A 14,212-nucleotide genomic window follows, 5' to 3' on the forward strand; every position below is an offset into this window, starting at 1 on the left:
TGACATGTGAGTGCTTTGGGGCAGGTGAGTTCTTAGTGGTATGTGAGCTCTCTGTGGTGAGCGGGCTTGCCCCGCGCTGGGCTGCGAAGCAGCCCCAATAAGACCGCCACGATTCTTCAGCAAAACCTCAGCGTTTGGTTGGGGGCTGCTTCGCAGCCCAGCGCGGGGCAAGCCCGCTCACCACAAAAAGCCCGCTCACCACAACAGGCCCGGTGACCACAACAATCCCTGTGACCACAGCAGGCCCGCTCACCACGGCCCTATAAATACCGCTGCATATGCGTCGTGCACCACACCGGATCGTCCTCGACATCCACAACCTCAAACCCCTGGCGCCCCCAAAAATCAATCGCCCCCGGCAGGAACGGGTGGGTATGCAGGTACACCACTGCCACGCCATCCGCCCGCGCCGTGGCCTCCAATGCGCGATAGAGCTGCCCCGCCAGACCAAAGCGGCGAAAGGCCGGACGTACGAACAGGCGCACCACTTCCACGGTCTTGTGGCCCTGGTAATTAAGCTGGGAAAAGCGGCCGTCATAGGGCAAGTAGCCGATGGCAGCGACGATCTGATCGTCATCGCAGGCGATCAGAAATCGCCCGTCGCCCTGAAGGTAAGTGGCTTCGAATTGCACCAGGTCAGCAGGCATGCCGGAGGCGCTGAGCATGGGGAACAGCTCGGCGCGAGCTTGCAGGACGAAGGCCAGCACGTCGGGAATCTCTGCAATGGTGACCGTCTGGATGTTCATCATTCACTTAACTTACTCGTTGATAGCGCAGATACCCGTTGGCAGCTGTTCCCACACACACAAACCCAGCCACTTCATACATCAACCTAGCCGGGTTATCCGCACGCACACACAGGCTCAACCGTGCATAGCCCGCCTGTCTCGCCGCCGCCACGTACGCCTGCAGCAATGCACGGCCAATGCCATTGCGTCGATGTGTCTCCCCAACGTTGATCGTACACAACTCGGCAGCACCGTCTTCGGGCATCCACAGCGAATAACCGGCGAGCTGACCGTCAAGCATCGCTACCGTCAGCCGGTCAAAGTTCTCGACCCAACGGGTGAGATGCCGCTCCAGTTGCCGTTGCCAGGACGCTTCATGAGTTGGCTCCCAACGCTGGATATAGCCTTGTTCCCCCCGATAGATCGCAGGCAGGTCGTTCACGTTGGCGGGCCGCAGCGTCAGCGCGTTCACTCACGCAACTCGCACACCGCACTGCCCTTCATACCCGACGCATGCACGCTCACATGGCGCACAGTAAAGCCCGGTTGTTCGACGATTTTTTTCTCAACCCATGTGTCACCACTGGCCACCTGATAACCGATGGCGCCATCCGCCTGCCAGGTCAGCCGGAGCCTGTACACGCCGTTTTGATCAGGGACTCGATTGAACTGGGTGTCGATGATCGGCTTGGCCTTGTTGAATGTCCGCAGGTTGAACAAGCGCTGGTCGGTGCCGGGAGGCGAATAGCTGGACAGAAACAGTGTGTCGTCTTCGGCCTCATCCTCAGCCGCAGCGAGAATCACCGAGGGCACCCACTTTTCGCCACGGTTCTGGTTGTCGGTGGTGACCTTGCAAGTCAACTGGCCTTTGCCGGTGACGTTCTTGCGCAGCACAGTCTGGTATTGGCCGTAGGGCACGTCGAAGGTCAGGGTTTGTTCAGTGACAGGGCTGCAGGCGGACAGCACAGACAGGGCTGAGAGCCCAAGGGCGCGTTGGAAAATCTTCACGTGCATTCCTTTGCTTGAGTAGGAGTCCAGAGGGTACCGGGCCTGTCACGCATCCTCCAGCCTGTCGCGCAAAAACTCGATAAACCGTTGAGTCTTCGCCGGCAGCAGGCGGGTTTCGGTGAGCGCATAGACAGGCACCGATGTGCCATGCCAATCGGGCAACACTCTACGCAGTATGCCGCTGGCCACATCCTGTTCGGCAATGCCCTCAGGCAGCAGCGCAATGCCCAGATCCAACGCGGCCAGCCGCCGGAGCATGCCTACGCTGTTGAGTTCAAACCGCCCGCTTACGTCGACTTCCACCTTATCCACACCCGACACCAAGCCCCATTGATGCGCCCTTGAACCGCGCATGCGCAAACATTCGTGATGCGCCAGGTCTGCGGGCTGCGCAGGCAGGCCAGCGCGTTCCAGGTACTGGGGCGAGGCGTACAGCGCTCGGCGCATGTTCGCGAGTTTGCGTGCAATCAGATTGGAATTGGCGGGCTCGCCCATGCGAATGACCACGTCCACCGGATCACTGATCAGGTCGACCTGGCGCGGGGTTAAATCGAGTTCGAAGGTGATACCCGGATACAGCCGGGAAAATTCGGCAATCAACGGCGCCAGGTAGACCATCGCGAAATCCACCGGCAACGAGGCGCGCAGCACGCCGTTGGGCTGGGCGAGCATTTCGCCGAGTTGCTCATGGGCCAGGCGGGCCTCATCGACAATGCGCTTGCAGCGCTCAAAGTACAGTTGGCCAGCCTCGGTGGGCTCGATCTTGCGCGTGGTGCGGTGCAACAGCCGCAGGCCGATGCCTTTTTCCAGCTCGCTGATGCGCCGGGACAGCGTCGAGTTCGGCATGCCCAGGGTCTCGGCCGCACGGCTGAAACTGCGAGCCTTCACCACCTCGACAAACAGCGCCATATCGTTGAGAAATTCCACAACATTATCCCATCAGTGGATTAGTCATTTCGCGTTTGAGCCATTTATCCCGAAATCGGATTGATCAATCATAACCCCATCACTGATGAGGAACACCGCCATGAATGCTCTTTTTTCTCCCCTTGCCCTCGGTCGCTACACCCTCGCCAATCGCCTGGTCATGGCGCCAATGACCCGCTCGCGCGCCGACGACGCCGGTGTGCCTTCCGACCTGGTGACTACCTATTATGCGCAGCGCGCCACAGCCGGTTTGATCATCTCCGAGGGTGTGTTCCCCGACGCATCGGGCAAAGGGTATGCGCGCACCCCAGGCATCGAAACCGCCGCACAGGTGGCCGCCTGGAAATCCGTCACCGACGCGGTACATGCCCAAGGTGGCCACATTTTCATGCAACTGATGCATTGCGGACGGGTGTCTCACCCCTCGTTGTTGGCTGACGGTGGGCTACCGCTGGCCCCCTCGGCGATCAAACCGGCGGGCCAGACCTGGACCGCGACCGGCCTGCAGGATTTCGTCACACCCCAAGCACTGAGCGTGACGCAGATCGGTGGCGTGGTTGACAGCTACCGCCAGGCCGCACGCCGGGCAATCGAAGCGGGCTTTGACGGTGTGGAGTTGCACGCTGCCTCCGGTTACCTGCCCGAGCAATTCCTCTCCAGCGGCAGCAACCAACGCGACGATCAGTACGGCGGTTCGGTGGAAAACCGTAGCCGCTTCGTGCTGGAAGTCCTCAAGGCGATGGCCGATGAAGTGGGCGCTGATCGCGTGGGCATCAAGATTTCCCCCGAGATGAACTTCAACGACATCAGCGATGCCAACCCGCAGGAAACCTACACCTACCTGGTCACGCAACTGCGCGGGCTGAAGTTGGCCTACCTGCATGTGGCGCTATTCGGGGCGAGCTTTGACTACCACGCCGCGCTGCGCCCGTTGTTCGATGGCCGCTATTTGGTGGGCAGCGGGCTGACTCGGGACAGCGCCGACAGCTTGATCGCCGAAGGCAATGCCGATGCGGCGGTTTTTGGTAACGCGTTCCTGGCCAACCCGGACCTGCCAGCGCGTTTTCGCAGCGGTGCCGACTTGAATGTGCCCGACAAAGACACCTTCTACGCGCCAGGTGCCGAGGGTTACATCGATTACCCCTTCAGCCACTGAGCAAACCACTTGTGGTGAATGGGGCCCTGTAGTGAATGGGCTTCTGTGGTGAGCGGGCTTGCCCCGCGCTGGGCTGCGAAGCAGACCCATCAGAACCACCCCCGCTTTTCCAGACAAACCGAGTTGCCTGGTTTTAGGGCTGCTTCGCAGCCCAGCGCGGGGCAAGCCCGCTCACCACAACAAGCCCGCTCACCACACAAAAACCGGCTCACCCCAAATAAGCCCGCTCACCACAACAGGCTTGCTCACTCCAACAGGCCGGTCCGACGCAGAGGTTGAGGGCAATCGTTAAAGCGGCATAAACAAGGTTGTCCGCTTGCCATCGATGCGCTCAGTCATCCACTTGCGGCTGTACGCCAACACCGCCTCCCCCATCGCCACCGGAAAATGGATAAACCCATGGGCCGATTCCGGCAGCAGATGGGCCTCGGCCTGGGGCCAGCGCTGCGCAATCAACAGCGTGTCGTCCTTGAGCGGGTCCAGCTCCCCCACAAACATCAATGCCGGAGGCAGGTCGTCGAAGTCGCCATACAGAGGTGACAACGGCGGTTGCCTGCGCTCGTCATCGCTGATCCCCGGCGTCAGCATGCGCAGGGCCTCAACCATGCCCGGCCCATCCAGCAATAAGGTCTCCGGCCCGGCGCTGCGTACACTCGGTGTACCGGTCAAATCATAAACGCCGTAATACAGCACCGCGCCGCTCACACGCTGGAGCAGCGCGGGCCATTGCTTGAGCGCCAGCAACGTGGCTGCCGCCAAATGCCCGCCGGCCGACTCGCCCACGACGATAACGGGCAGGTTCTTGAACTCATCGTCGCTGAGCAACCAGCGCGCCGCCGTCAGGCAATCCTCCATCAACCCCTCGACCGGTGTGTCCACCGCCAGCCGATAATCCACCGACACCACCGCCACGTCGCAGGCGTTGACCATGCCGAGGTTGAGGTCGTCATCCATCTGCGCATTGCCGATCACCCAGCCGCCGCCGTGGATATCCAGCACCACGCCCTTGGGCTTGCCGACGGGCCGCAGGATACGCACGGGTACGCCGTCCACGGTCCGGCTTTCAGCGGGCGTTGCGCGCCTGACCTTCTGGCTCACGCGCAACAGCGCCTGGATCAAGCGCGGTGTCACCCGGTTGCGGATCTTAAAGCGCGGCATCCAGGCAAGCTTTTGATTGAAGCGGCGCATCTGGGCCAGTTCCGGCTCGCTGGCCGGCCAAGGTTGATAAGCCATCAGCGGTTATTGCGCAGGATCGAGAAATTCAACGCCGCCGCGACACACAGCCACGCCAGGTACGGGAACAGGATCAAGCCGGTGATCAAATCCAGGCGCACCGCCAGCACCACCATGGCCGCCACGGTGACCCACAGCAACACGATGATCACCATCCCGGCAAGCAGGCGATGGGCGCCGAAAAACACCGGCGTCCACAACGTATTCAACGCGATCTGCGCGGCCCACAGCGCCAGCACCATTTGGCTGCCGGGGATCAGGCTCAGGCGGTAACCGGCCCAGGCCAGCAGCAGGTAGATGATCGTCCACGCGACCGGGAACAGCCAATTGGGCGGAGTGAAGCTGGGTTTTACGAGGGATTCATACCAGGCACCGGGCTTGAAGATCACGCCGGTGCTGGCGGCGGCGGCGCAGGCGAGCAGGAAGATGAAGAAGGTCATGGTCGGTCCTTGAGGTCGGAGGGAATAAAGCAACGCTATGCTTGAATGACTCAAACTGCTGCGCATAAATTCAATGAATCCCCCAAAAATGGCGCTGGACGTCATGAAAACTGGGTAGGGTCTGCGCCCTACCCGATGATCAAATGTGGAATCTTGACCGTGGCCATCCCCCTCGCCCATCACCCAGACAGCCCCTGGTCGGTGTTCCTTGTCTTCCTGCGCCTGGGCCTCACCTCCTTCGGCGGCCCCATCGCGCACCTGGGCTATTTTCGTGACGAGTTCGTCACCCGGCGCCGCTGGTTGAGCGAACGCAGCTACGCAGACCTGGTCGCACTCTGCCAATTTCTACCCGGCCCGGCCAGCAGCCAGGTCGGCATCGCGCTGGGCCTGCAACGGGCAGGTTACGGCGGAGCACTGGCAGCGTGGGCCGGGTTCACGCTGCCGTCTGCCTTGCTGCTGATCGTATTTGCCTTGGGCATTGCCCAGCACAGCGAAGCCCTGCCAACCGGCGTGCTGCACGGCCTTAAAGTGGTCGCCGTGGCCGTGGTCGCCCAAGCCGTGTGGGGCATGGCGCGCACCCTGTGCCGGGGCGTGGCGCGCGTAAGCCTCATGTTGATTGCCGCGTGCGTGGCGCTGTTGATGACGTCCGCATGGGGCCAGGTCGGCGCGATTGCCGTCGCTGGCCTTGCCGGCCTGCTGTTCTTGACGCCCACGCCGAACACCGAACACGAAGCGCTGCCCATGCCGATCCGCCGGCGCACCGGCGCCCTGTGGTTACTGCTGTTTGTGTTGTTGCTGGTAGGGTTGCCGCTGCTGGCCCAACTGCTACCCAATCGCAGCCTGGCGCTGGTGGACGCCTTTTACCGCAGCGGCGCATTGGTTTTCGGTGGCGGCCACGTGGTACTGCCGCTGCTGCAAGCCGAAGTGGTGGCGCCGCACTGGATCAGCAACGACTTGTTCCTCGCCGGCTACGGCGCCGCTCAAGCCGTGCCCGGCCCCTTGTTCACCTTCGCCGCCTTCCTCGGCGCCGCGATGTACTCGCCCCCCAACGGCTGGCTGGGCGGCCTGATCTGCCTCCTGGCAATCTTCGCACCCGCGTTTTTACTGGTGTTCGGCGCCTTGCCGTTCTGGGAAACCCTGCGCCGTAGCCCGCGCACCCAAGCCGCGTTGGCGGGCGTGAATACAGGCGTGGTGGGTTTGTTACTGGCCGCGCTGTACCACCCGGTGTTGACCACCGCGATCTACACCACCTATGACATCGGCCTGGCGGTGCTTGCACTGGTCGCGCTGATGGTTTGGAGGCTTCCGCCGTGGTTGGTGGTGATCGCCAGCGGTGGACTGGGATGGTTACTAAGCGTGGGCGTCGGCTGAGCCAGGCTCAACAATCCTTAGCCAGGGCCACCGCGCCTGATAACTCCTGGCCTTCTGCGCAAACAACGCCGGTTCCGAATGCAGTGGATTGATCCGCAACAGTCCCTGTTCTACATCCGCCAAGCCATACGGCGCGTACACCTCGCCGGTGGCAATCTCCAAGCCGATACACGTGCCGGCCACCAGATAACGATCAACCCCCTGTTTAGCCGAGTGCAGCTGTGGGTAAGGTCGACCAAACCGCTGCCCATACCAGAGGTGAACCCGCGCCTGGTTTCTGACCTCCACATTCACGCCCAAATCCTGGAACAACCGCTCGGCCCTACGAATCACCGCGTCCTCGGCCTCGTAGGACAAGTCGGTGTCGAAGTAGAAAACGTCGTAGTCCTTTACGCCCTGCGCGGCAGGAAGATTGCACTGGTGATTCCACACCGCCTGGAACAGACACCCCGCCGTGAGCATGCACTGCTCCACACCGAGGTCGGGCAGGCGCTTGGTCATTTCAGCATTGATGGGGTTGGCCATGGCCAGGTGGAGCAAGGTGTCGACGGTCAAGGTCATGGGGATCCCTGATTTAATCAGCCCTTCAACTCACTGGCGCGATGACTCGCGGCATCGTCATAAGCCACATACAGCGACTCAGCGATTTGGCTCTTGATCGCCTTGGACGCTTCCAGCCCCAACACAAAGCCTTCTGCCTTGCCGCCTGCGCGGTTGAGTTCTTCATGGGTGGCGGCGCCGGTGATGGCGTCGAGCAGCTTGGTGGCGTGCGGGCCGACGCCCTTGGGCAGGCTGATTTGGTCGATGGACATGGGCGATACCTTGCAAGAGAGAGATCGGTAGCGCGTGGAACCACTGCCGAGGGGTGGCATGGTAGACCGATATGCCCTGCAACGGGGCGTTTGCGAGTGAACCGGATTGAAACTCCAGATGCCTTCGTCATGGCATTTCACTATCATGCGGCACCCGGCACCGCTTCATTGCGCATGCCCGCCCACCTCATTCAATCAAGACCAGGGACAGGCAATGCCGCCATTCAAAACACTGCTCGCCGCCAGCCTGCTGCTGATCTCGTGCCTGCCGGGCACCGCCAATGCTGGCCTGTACAGTTCGGACAACAACAACTTTGGCATCCTGAAAACCAACCTCACCGACGCCAGCAAGTACCGCTACGCCGCGCTGGTGTCGACCAGCAGCGAAGGCGACAACTTTGAAACCCTGCATCAGCTATCACGCGTCTACGCCGAGATCCTGGAAAAAGACATGGGCGTGCCCGTCGCCCTGTACAACGCCGACACCCTGCACCTGAAAAACATCGACACCTACCGCGCCGCGGCCATCGAGCAGATCCAGCGCAAAAACTTCAGCGCCACGGCCGACACCTGCGCAGTGGCCAGCACCTTTCTGTACCCGTCCACCGTCGCCAACCTATTGCGCATCATGGCCTCCGACATCGTCATCCCCCGCAACGACCCCGCGCTCCGCGCCCAACTGGTCGATGTGTCCAAGCACTTCCTGGCGCAAGACCTGGGCGTGCTGATGAAGATGTGCGAAGCCTCGCCCTCACGCAAACAGACCGCCGCCTTCAAAGAATTCCTGGAAGCCCTGCAAAAAGCGCAGCCCTACATCGCCAGCACCGCACGCCTGAGCCAGCACCGCATACAGGCCAACGCCGAACAAAACGCCGAAGACGCCCGCCGCGCAGACATCGATCGCAAGGCCCTCGCCCGCAAAGCCGAGCAGGACAAAGCCTACCAAGCCGCCGAAGACGCCCGCGACGCAAAAATCCTCGCCGACCAGGCCGCCGTACGCGAAGAACAACGCCTCAAGGCCCAACGCGCCGAACAAACCCGCCAACAAGCCCTGGCCGCCCGCACACCCGAACAAGTGAACCGGGACAACCAACAAAACGAAGACGTGCACTTCTGCTACAAATACGCCGCCATGAACAAAGTGGCCACCGACGCCAACAACCAAGGGATGTCCATCGAACGCGCCGAGCAGGTCCTGGTGGATATGAGAGGCCTCAAAGGCCAGGATGCCGAAGACATGCGCAGCACCATCCGCGTCGTGCGCCTGACCCACGCCAACGACACCCCCAACCAAGCCTTCACCCTCGAATACGACCGCTGCCTGGCACTGCGTGCCAAGAAACGCGCAGAGGGCTCACTAAACTGACCATCCCCAGCACCATCAGCCGCACAGACGAATAACCAGGCGACATCACCTTGCTCCATTGCCTACGCTTGCGTCAGAATCCGCCGGCTTGTGCGCTGGGGTGGCCGTCTTTAAGGTTGCCCGGTCGCTGAATCTCTCAGTGACCGGGTTTAGTAGCCCACGGTTTAACCTAACAAGTACACAAGCTTCATCGATCAGACGTTCCTGTCTGTGCTTGATGGTGGCTGTGCGCAGGGCGTCCCAGGACGCGCCGGTTTTGTTAGGTTCCACCGGTCTACTAACCTGCGTACAGCTACCGCCTTATTGTTTAGTAGCGATGAGGTCGTGGCCCAAGCAAGGAACTTAACAATGGTTACCGATTCAACCACCCTCTTCACCATAGCCCCCAACGCCAGCAACGAAACCCTCATCACCAACAGCTACGAGACCTTCACCTCCGTCAGCACCTTGCTACTCGACCTGTCCGAAGACCTCAACGGCAAACACCGCGACATTGCGTTGGCGATTCACCAACTGAGTGAATTGGGCGTGCTGTTGACGGCCAAACTGCTCGACCGCGAAGTGGCTTGCGCCGGCTGATACCGGGCCCTTCAATGCGCTAGCATCAATGCTCGCCGCGTCGCTGTAAGGCGTTTACAGCGATTCGGCGAGTTAGGTTTTGACAGATTTGATAGATGCTCATGGCCGCGACCTATAGGAAGGGTAAGCAAGGAGTGAAATCACTACTGTGTCCACAGGGAGAAGTTCTTAGCCGCTAGGGACCTGCTATCGGCCAAAAGCTGTCGGTCGACTGATTAGAGTGGGACAGTTACGCTGACGTTTTTCGCGTGACTGGAAATGCGTATGACAGAGGTGTACCAAGGAAGCTGCTTATGTACAGCCGTTAGTTACGAGCTATCCGTAACACCGAAAGCAGTGAGCCATTGTCATTGCCGCCAATGCCGAAAAGGTCACGGAGCAGCATTCGCTTCGTACGGCAGTGTTCCCCGTAACGCATTACGGATACTGTCCGGCGCCACCAGCATCAAAACCTATACATCCTCAGAGGCGGTGTTACGCGAATTCTGCACGCACTGTGGCTCAACACTGTTCTGGTCACGATCTCAAGGCGAGTTTGCTGACTGGGTTTCGATAGCACTGGGCACGCTCGACACGCCCTTCATGCCAGAAAAGCAAAAACACGTTCATGTCGACTCCGCAGTCCACTGGTACACGCCATCCCAATCATGCTCCCAGGTCGGCTTACTGCTTTGAGTCATTTTCAGAGGGTCACGGCGGGCAGAAACCGGCCAGAAGCTGCCGATCAGCAACGGCAAAATTTGGTTAGGGTGGACGTTGATCCATGGACTGCTTTAGGCGGCCAGGTAAGTGGTCAGTCCAAAAAACACATCCCTTCCAAGCTTCAACTGGCGCCCCCCTTGCCCCGCTGCTACGTGTGGCCAACGGCGTGTGGTACTGAGCGAAGGCGGGTCGAAACGGCATATGCTGTTGGTACTGGCCTTAAAGCGTTGGGTCTCGCGGTTGGTCTGTCGCATGACGAGCGAAGCCCCCCCCGTTCGCCGTGACTGCGAACGGTTGCTCGACCGGCTGGACCCGCGTAATCATCTGCCAATCAGCATCTAACTAATCGAGCACAGGACCCGCGACTAGCCTATTGCAATGAGGCGGCGCGGATCACTTGAGCAGTCCGCTACTCGATCAAGTGGACCGAAGTTCCAGGTGCTAGCGCACGTGCGTCGGCTGCGTGTTTCAGGATCTAATGATCAGTCGTCACGTTTACTTGACCAACACTTTATCGATTTCCTGAACCAGGGACCTTGGTGCGGGCGTATCGGCGTACTCCTGAGCCATCTGCATTGGGTCGACCATTGGCGTGGTTACCCCGTCGAAGGAGAAACCGCCGACCACATAACGTGCGAAGGTAGGCGACGCCGGGTCTTCGTCGACCTGCCAATACCCGTCATACCGTGTCGCCAGGTACTCGCCGATGTAATAACCGATACGGGTAATGAACCATACACGGTTGGCCTCACTGATCACTGCACTTCGAAAACCGCTGTCCAATTGGGCCAAAAATTTCCCGGGAGTGTTAAGTACCTCGTGAGGTCGTTCAAACCCAAGGCTGGTGCAGAATTCATGGAGCACCGGCAGGCGCTCGGACTTGAATGCTGAAAAACCAGCCTTGCGACGCGCCAGCAATTGCTCGTCTGCCCCTTCGAAATTATCCATGCAGCCCTCATCAATCAATTATGAATAAGCACATCAATTTTATTTAACTCCAGCATCCTTGATAACTCTTGAGATGGCGGAGCTTCCAAAAATATCCATCGCGGCTCATAGCCTTTTACCGTGTCTCTAAGATAGAGATCCTTTTCAATCTGGCTATGAATCTGCGCGGTCAACGGGACTTCATTCAGTTTACCGTTAGAGGAGATGAGCCGCTGATAGGTCTTGATTTCGTTCGCCACGACACCACCCGCCGCCTTATCGACAGGTGCATCTACAAAACGTCCCCCCGTCCCGGGGACTGAGTAATAACGCTGACCTTCAGACCCGTAAAGCTCCTGAACGTAGGTTTCTCCAGCCTCCCACTTTTCACGACCACCCAAATTACGAACGTCATCGAGCGTAAAGGTTTTAGCCGTGGTGTCAGGCAACAATTTTAACCCTACATTTTTTTCGTAAGACTTGATTGAGCTGGCCCCACTCGGCTCAACTATTTTCATGACGTCATCGCTGACCGTGACAATGCTGCCTTTTGGCACAATAGTGCCTGACGTCAGCGTAACGTCACCGGAGAGCTTAACCGTGGTATTGGGCTGAATAACAAGACTTTCCAAAAACTGCGAGCCACCCTCGAGTTTGAAGTTCGGCTCATCTACCACCAGTCGGCCCGGGCTGCCACCGTCGACTTTATCCAGCACCCGCTCGGTCGCCCCCAGCTCTTCGCTCGTCTTGACCATACCGCCCAATTTCGCCGCTTTTTCCGCGCGGTTGATGGGCAAGAAGGCCAGCGCCCACTCTGTCTTGTACTTTTCGATCACCGCGGCACTGTTGACCGGGTCACCCTGCAACTCGTACAGCTTGCCCAACCCGTAAGCTGTTTGGCCTTCAGCCCAGAGCCCACCGACCAGGGCGACAGGGTGGGAAGCCGTGTTGATCAGCCCAAAAGCGATCTGTTCCGAGGTGTCCACCGGATGGGTCAGCAAGTTCTTGCCGAGGGTAAAGATACCTTCTGCAGTACCCACGAGCGCCTCGCGCTGACCTTTAAACGTACCCTCGGGGCTGGTGTAGCTCACAGGGCCAAAAGGCTGCCCTGTGTTTGCCCCTTCTGCAAAATTCAGGTTTCGGTTGTAGAAGTCCAGCGCCTCGGTTTGATCCGAGTCGAACCTGGCAATCGGCATCAGGTAGTTGAGGTTGATTTTTTCGTCGGCAAACGCCGCCGCGTGAGTGAACTGGTAATTTTGCACCAAGCGCAGGGTTTCTTCAGGCGTGTAGTTTTTAATGGTTGGTGTAAGCGTCGGCACGTCGCTCGTCGGACCTGGATCGTACATATTGCCCAGCGGTGCCAAAGCCTGGCCAAGGTGGGTCAGGGTGAGATCGTCCGGTGGCAGGCCTTTACTGCCCAACAGACTCTGCCACCCGGCGTCGGTGTAGTACGCCAACGCCCTTCCCAAACGGGCCTGCGCTTCTTCCACACTGATACCTGCCGCCAGCGCCAACGCAGGCGCTTCGCTTATAAGCAGAGGGATTTCTTTCGGGTGCAACTGGCGGTTGTAAGCATCGACGGCGTTGCCGGTGTTCGCCGCCGTCACTTGCCCGCCCACATTGCCTCCCGATGCGGCGGCCGCACCAACCCCCGCCGAGATCAAGGTAGCCAGTGAGTTGCGCTCGCTTTCCTTGACGCCGCTGTCTTTGAGCGCCTTGTCCACCATCGGCATAAACGTCGCCGACGCTGCCGCACCCTGTGCGCCGGCAAGCGCATTGCCACTGGACAGCCCCTGCGTGGCGCCTGCCAGCGTATGCAGCAGGATTCGCGCCGCGCCGCCTTCGCCCCAGGCCTGTTTGACCACGCTGTCAGTGGCTTCGAATTCGCGCTGATCGGCGTAGTCGCCAATGGCTTTGTAGGTATGGGCTGCCGTGGTGTTGGCGAGAATGCCGACGCCGGTGGTGCCGCCTGCCCCACCCAACCCTGCAGCTACCAGGCCGGTAGCGATGTCGGCCATGAGTCGCTTGTTGCCGCCTATGGCCCAGCTGTTGGCATCTTCGACGGCACGCGCCGCGCGAGCCTGTTGTTCCGGGGTACTGTCGGGGTTGTTACGGACATTTTCGCTTTGCGCCTCGGCCTCGGCCTGCTTCGCTGTGACGACCGACTGGACGATGCTTTGCCCCAGTTTTACCGAGCTCTGGACCAGGTCCATGCGCTCCTGCAGCGCTTTTTCGTCAGGGCGATCCAATTGCTCGTTGGCATTGGCCGTATCGCGATTGAGGCCGACCAGGTCGCTGGCACCGAGCGGGTTACGCACAATAATCGTGCCTTCACTGACCGCGCTGCGTGTACGGCTCTGTTCCGACTCGCGCAACATCAACGGTATGCTGCCGCCTACCCCTGTTTCGATGCCGCCATTTTCCAGGGCGGTATAGGACGCGCTGAGACCGACCGACTGGCTCTTGATCTCGCTACCTCGGAGCAGAAGGCAAGGAATGTCTGGCGCGAACTGGTGAATGACGTGGGCGCATGATTCCAATAGTCACGAGAGGCCGCTTCGTGCCGACTGCTGCCCTTCTCAAAGGGCAGCTTAGTGTCGATAACTGCCTATCACCAACGCTTAAGATGGGCTGGCCAACCCAAAGACCACAACGCCCAATGACCAAATAAACTCACCCATAACCAACCACCCACGGCTCCTGCTCAATAGTCGCAACATCCCCCTCCGCCAATAACCCCCACAATTCCAGAATCTTGCCTCCCGGTACTTGCCTCATGTGGCGAGGATCACCGGTCTCCAGATTTTCAAAAATGACGGTGCCCGACAGGTTTACAGCGATGCACCACTCTGCATCGTTGGTCACCGACACCTGCCCATGCTCATCATCTTGCCCGCGCGTTTGCAGTTCGGCGAGAAGCTCAGGGAATGTGTGTATGCCAGGATCAGCGTTCATGGCACCGT

General features: G+C 59.8%; 16 protein-coding genes. 5 read left to right on the top strand and 11 right to left on the bottom strand.

Translation table 11 applies throughout. The annotated features are described in order from the left end of the window. Positions 1-260: 260 nt before the first annotated feature. Genes NDJ82_RS02180 through NDJ82_RS02195 form a run of 4 tightly spaced genes read right to left on the bottom strand, consistent with a single transcriptional unit; the run spans position 261 to position 2,663 of the window. Entirely contained in the window at positions 261-746 is a 486-nt protein-coding gene (locus NDJ82_RS02180) for a GNAT family N-acetyltransferase (protein ID WP_191959867.1), read from the bottom strand. 7 nt (positions 747-753) lie between these two features. Then, on the bottom strand, positions 754-1,200 hold the full coding sequence (locus tag NDJ82_RS02185) for a GNAT family N-acetyltransferase (RefSeq protein ID WP_178121993.1): 447 nt from the start codon (positions 1,198-1,200) through the stop codon (positions 754-756). After that, positions 1,197-1,736 (bottom strand): hypothetical protein, encoded by a 540-nt coding sequence (locus tag NDJ82_RS02190; protein ID WP_250924863.1) that lies wholly within the window; start codon positions 1,734-1,736, stop codon positions 1,197-1,199. The genes NDJ82_RS02185 and NDJ82_RS02190 overlap by 4 nt, the downstream gene beginning before the upstream one ends. A gap of 45 nt (positions 1,737-1,781) precedes the next feature. Further along, positions 1,782-2,663 (bottom strand): LysR family transcriptional regulator, encoded by an 882-nt coding sequence (locus NDJ82_RS02195; protein ID WP_158878602.1) that lies wholly within the window; start codon positions 2,661-2,663, stop codon positions 1,782-1,784. Positions 2,664-2,763: 100 nt separating this feature from the next. On the opposite strand from NDJ82_RS02195, the gene NDJ82_RS02200 reads away from it, so the two are divergent. Further along, entirely contained in the window at positions 2,764-3,819 is a 1,056-nt protein-coding gene (locus tag NDJ82_RS02200; RefSeq protein WP_250924864.1) for an alkene reductase, read from the top strand. Positions 3,820-4,107: 288 nt separating this feature from the next. Here the strand turns inward: NDJ82_RS02200 and NDJ82_RS02205 are convergent, their stop codons facing one another. Next, complete coding sequence (locus NDJ82_RS02205) at positions 4,108-5,052, bottom strand: alpha/beta hydrolase fold domain-containing protein (RefSeq protein WP_099586271.1); 945 nt, start codon at positions 5,050-5,052, stop codon at positions 4,108-4,110. Then, on the bottom strand, positions 5,052-5,492 hold the full coding sequence (tspO, locus tag NDJ82_RS02210) for a tryptophan-rich sensory protein TspO (RefSeq protein ID WP_099586272.1): 441 nt from the start codon (positions 5,490-5,492) through the stop codon (positions 5,052-5,054). The genes NDJ82_RS02205 and tspO overlap by 1 nt, the downstream gene beginning before the upstream one ends. Positions 5,493-5,651: 159 nt before the next feature. Between tspO and chrA the strand changes: the two genes are divergently transcribed. Next, positions 5,652-6,863, top strand: coding sequence for a chromate efflux transporter (gene chrA, locus NDJ82_RS02215; RefSeq protein WP_502941203.1), 1,212 nt, complete (start codon positions 5,652-5,654; stop codon positions 6,861-6,863). On the opposite strand, the gene NDJ82_RS02220 is transcribed toward chrA, so the two are convergent. Both NDJ82_RS02220 and NDJ82_RS02225 read right to left on the bottom strand, forming a co-directional pair. Continuing rightward, positions 6,843-7,424 (bottom strand): nucleotidyltransferase family protein, encoded by a 582-nt coding sequence (locus NDJ82_RS02220; protein ID WP_099586274.1) that lies wholly within the window; start codon positions 7,422-7,424, stop codon positions 6,843-6,845. The two genes, chrA and NDJ82_RS02220, sit on opposite strands and share 21 nt — an antisense overlap. A gap of 17 nt (positions 7,425-7,441) precedes the next feature. Continuing rightward, a complete protein-coding gene (locus NDJ82_RS02225) occupies positions 7,442-7,675 on the bottom strand; it encodes a hypothetical protein (protein ID WP_099586275.1) in 234 nt (77 codons plus the stop codon). A gap of 214 nt (positions 7,676-7,889) precedes the next feature. Between NDJ82_RS02225 and NDJ82_RS02230 the strand changes: the two genes are divergently transcribed. The 3 genes from NDJ82_RS02230 (at position 7,890) to NDJ82_RS02240 (ending at position 10,295) form a co-directional block, all read left to right on the top strand. Then, positions 7,890-9,041 (top strand): hypothetical protein, encoded by a 1,152-nt coding sequence (locus NDJ82_RS02230; RefSeq protein WP_250924865.1) that lies wholly within the window; start codon positions 7,890-7,892, stop codon positions 9,039-9,041. Positions 9,042-9,389: 348 nt separating this feature from the next. Continuing rightward, entirely contained in the window at positions 9,390-9,620 is a 231-nt protein-coding gene (locus NDJ82_RS02235; RefSeq protein WP_250924866.1) for a DUF6124 family protein, read from the top strand. Between the two features lie 264 nt (positions 9,621-9,884). Continuing rightward, positions 9,885-10,295 carry a GFA family protein gene (locus NDJ82_RS02240; RefSeq protein WP_158878596.1) on the top strand — a complete coding sequence of 137 codons (411 nt, stop codon included), beginning with the start codon at positions 9,885-9,887 and terminating at the stop codon, positions 10,293-10,295. 522 nt (positions 10,296-10,817) lie between these two features. Here NDJ82_RS02240 and NDJ82_RS02245 read toward each other — a convergent pair. The 3 genes from NDJ82_RS02245 to NDJ82_RS02255 form a co-directional block, all read right to left on the bottom strand. Beyond that, on the bottom strand, positions 10,818-11,270 hold the full coding sequence (locus NDJ82_RS02245) for a hypothetical protein (RefSeq protein ID WP_158878595.1): 453 nt from the start codon (positions 11,268-11,270) through the stop codon (positions 10,818-10,820). A gap of 14 nt (positions 11,271-11,284) precedes the next feature. Continuing rightward, positions 11,285-13,627, bottom strand: a complete 2,343-nt coding sequence (locus tag NDJ82_RS02250) for a hypothetical protein (RefSeq protein ID WP_158878594.1) — start codon at positions 13,625-13,627, stop codon at positions 11,285-11,287. Positions 13,628-13,922: 295 nt separating this feature from the next. Continuing rightward, positions 13,923-14,204 (bottom strand): hypothetical protein, encoded by a 282-nt coding sequence (locus NDJ82_RS02255; RefSeq protein WP_250924867.1) that lies wholly within the window; start codon positions 14,202-14,204, stop codon positions 13,923-13,925. Positions 14,205-14,212 lie beyond the last annotated feature (8 nt).

This window comes from Pseudomonas sp. SR18 (genome assembly GCF_023701505.1).
Lineage (GTDB): Bacteria > Pseudomonadota > Gammaproteobacteria > Pseudomonadales > Pseudomonadaceae > Aquipseudomonas > Aquipseudomonas cyclaminis.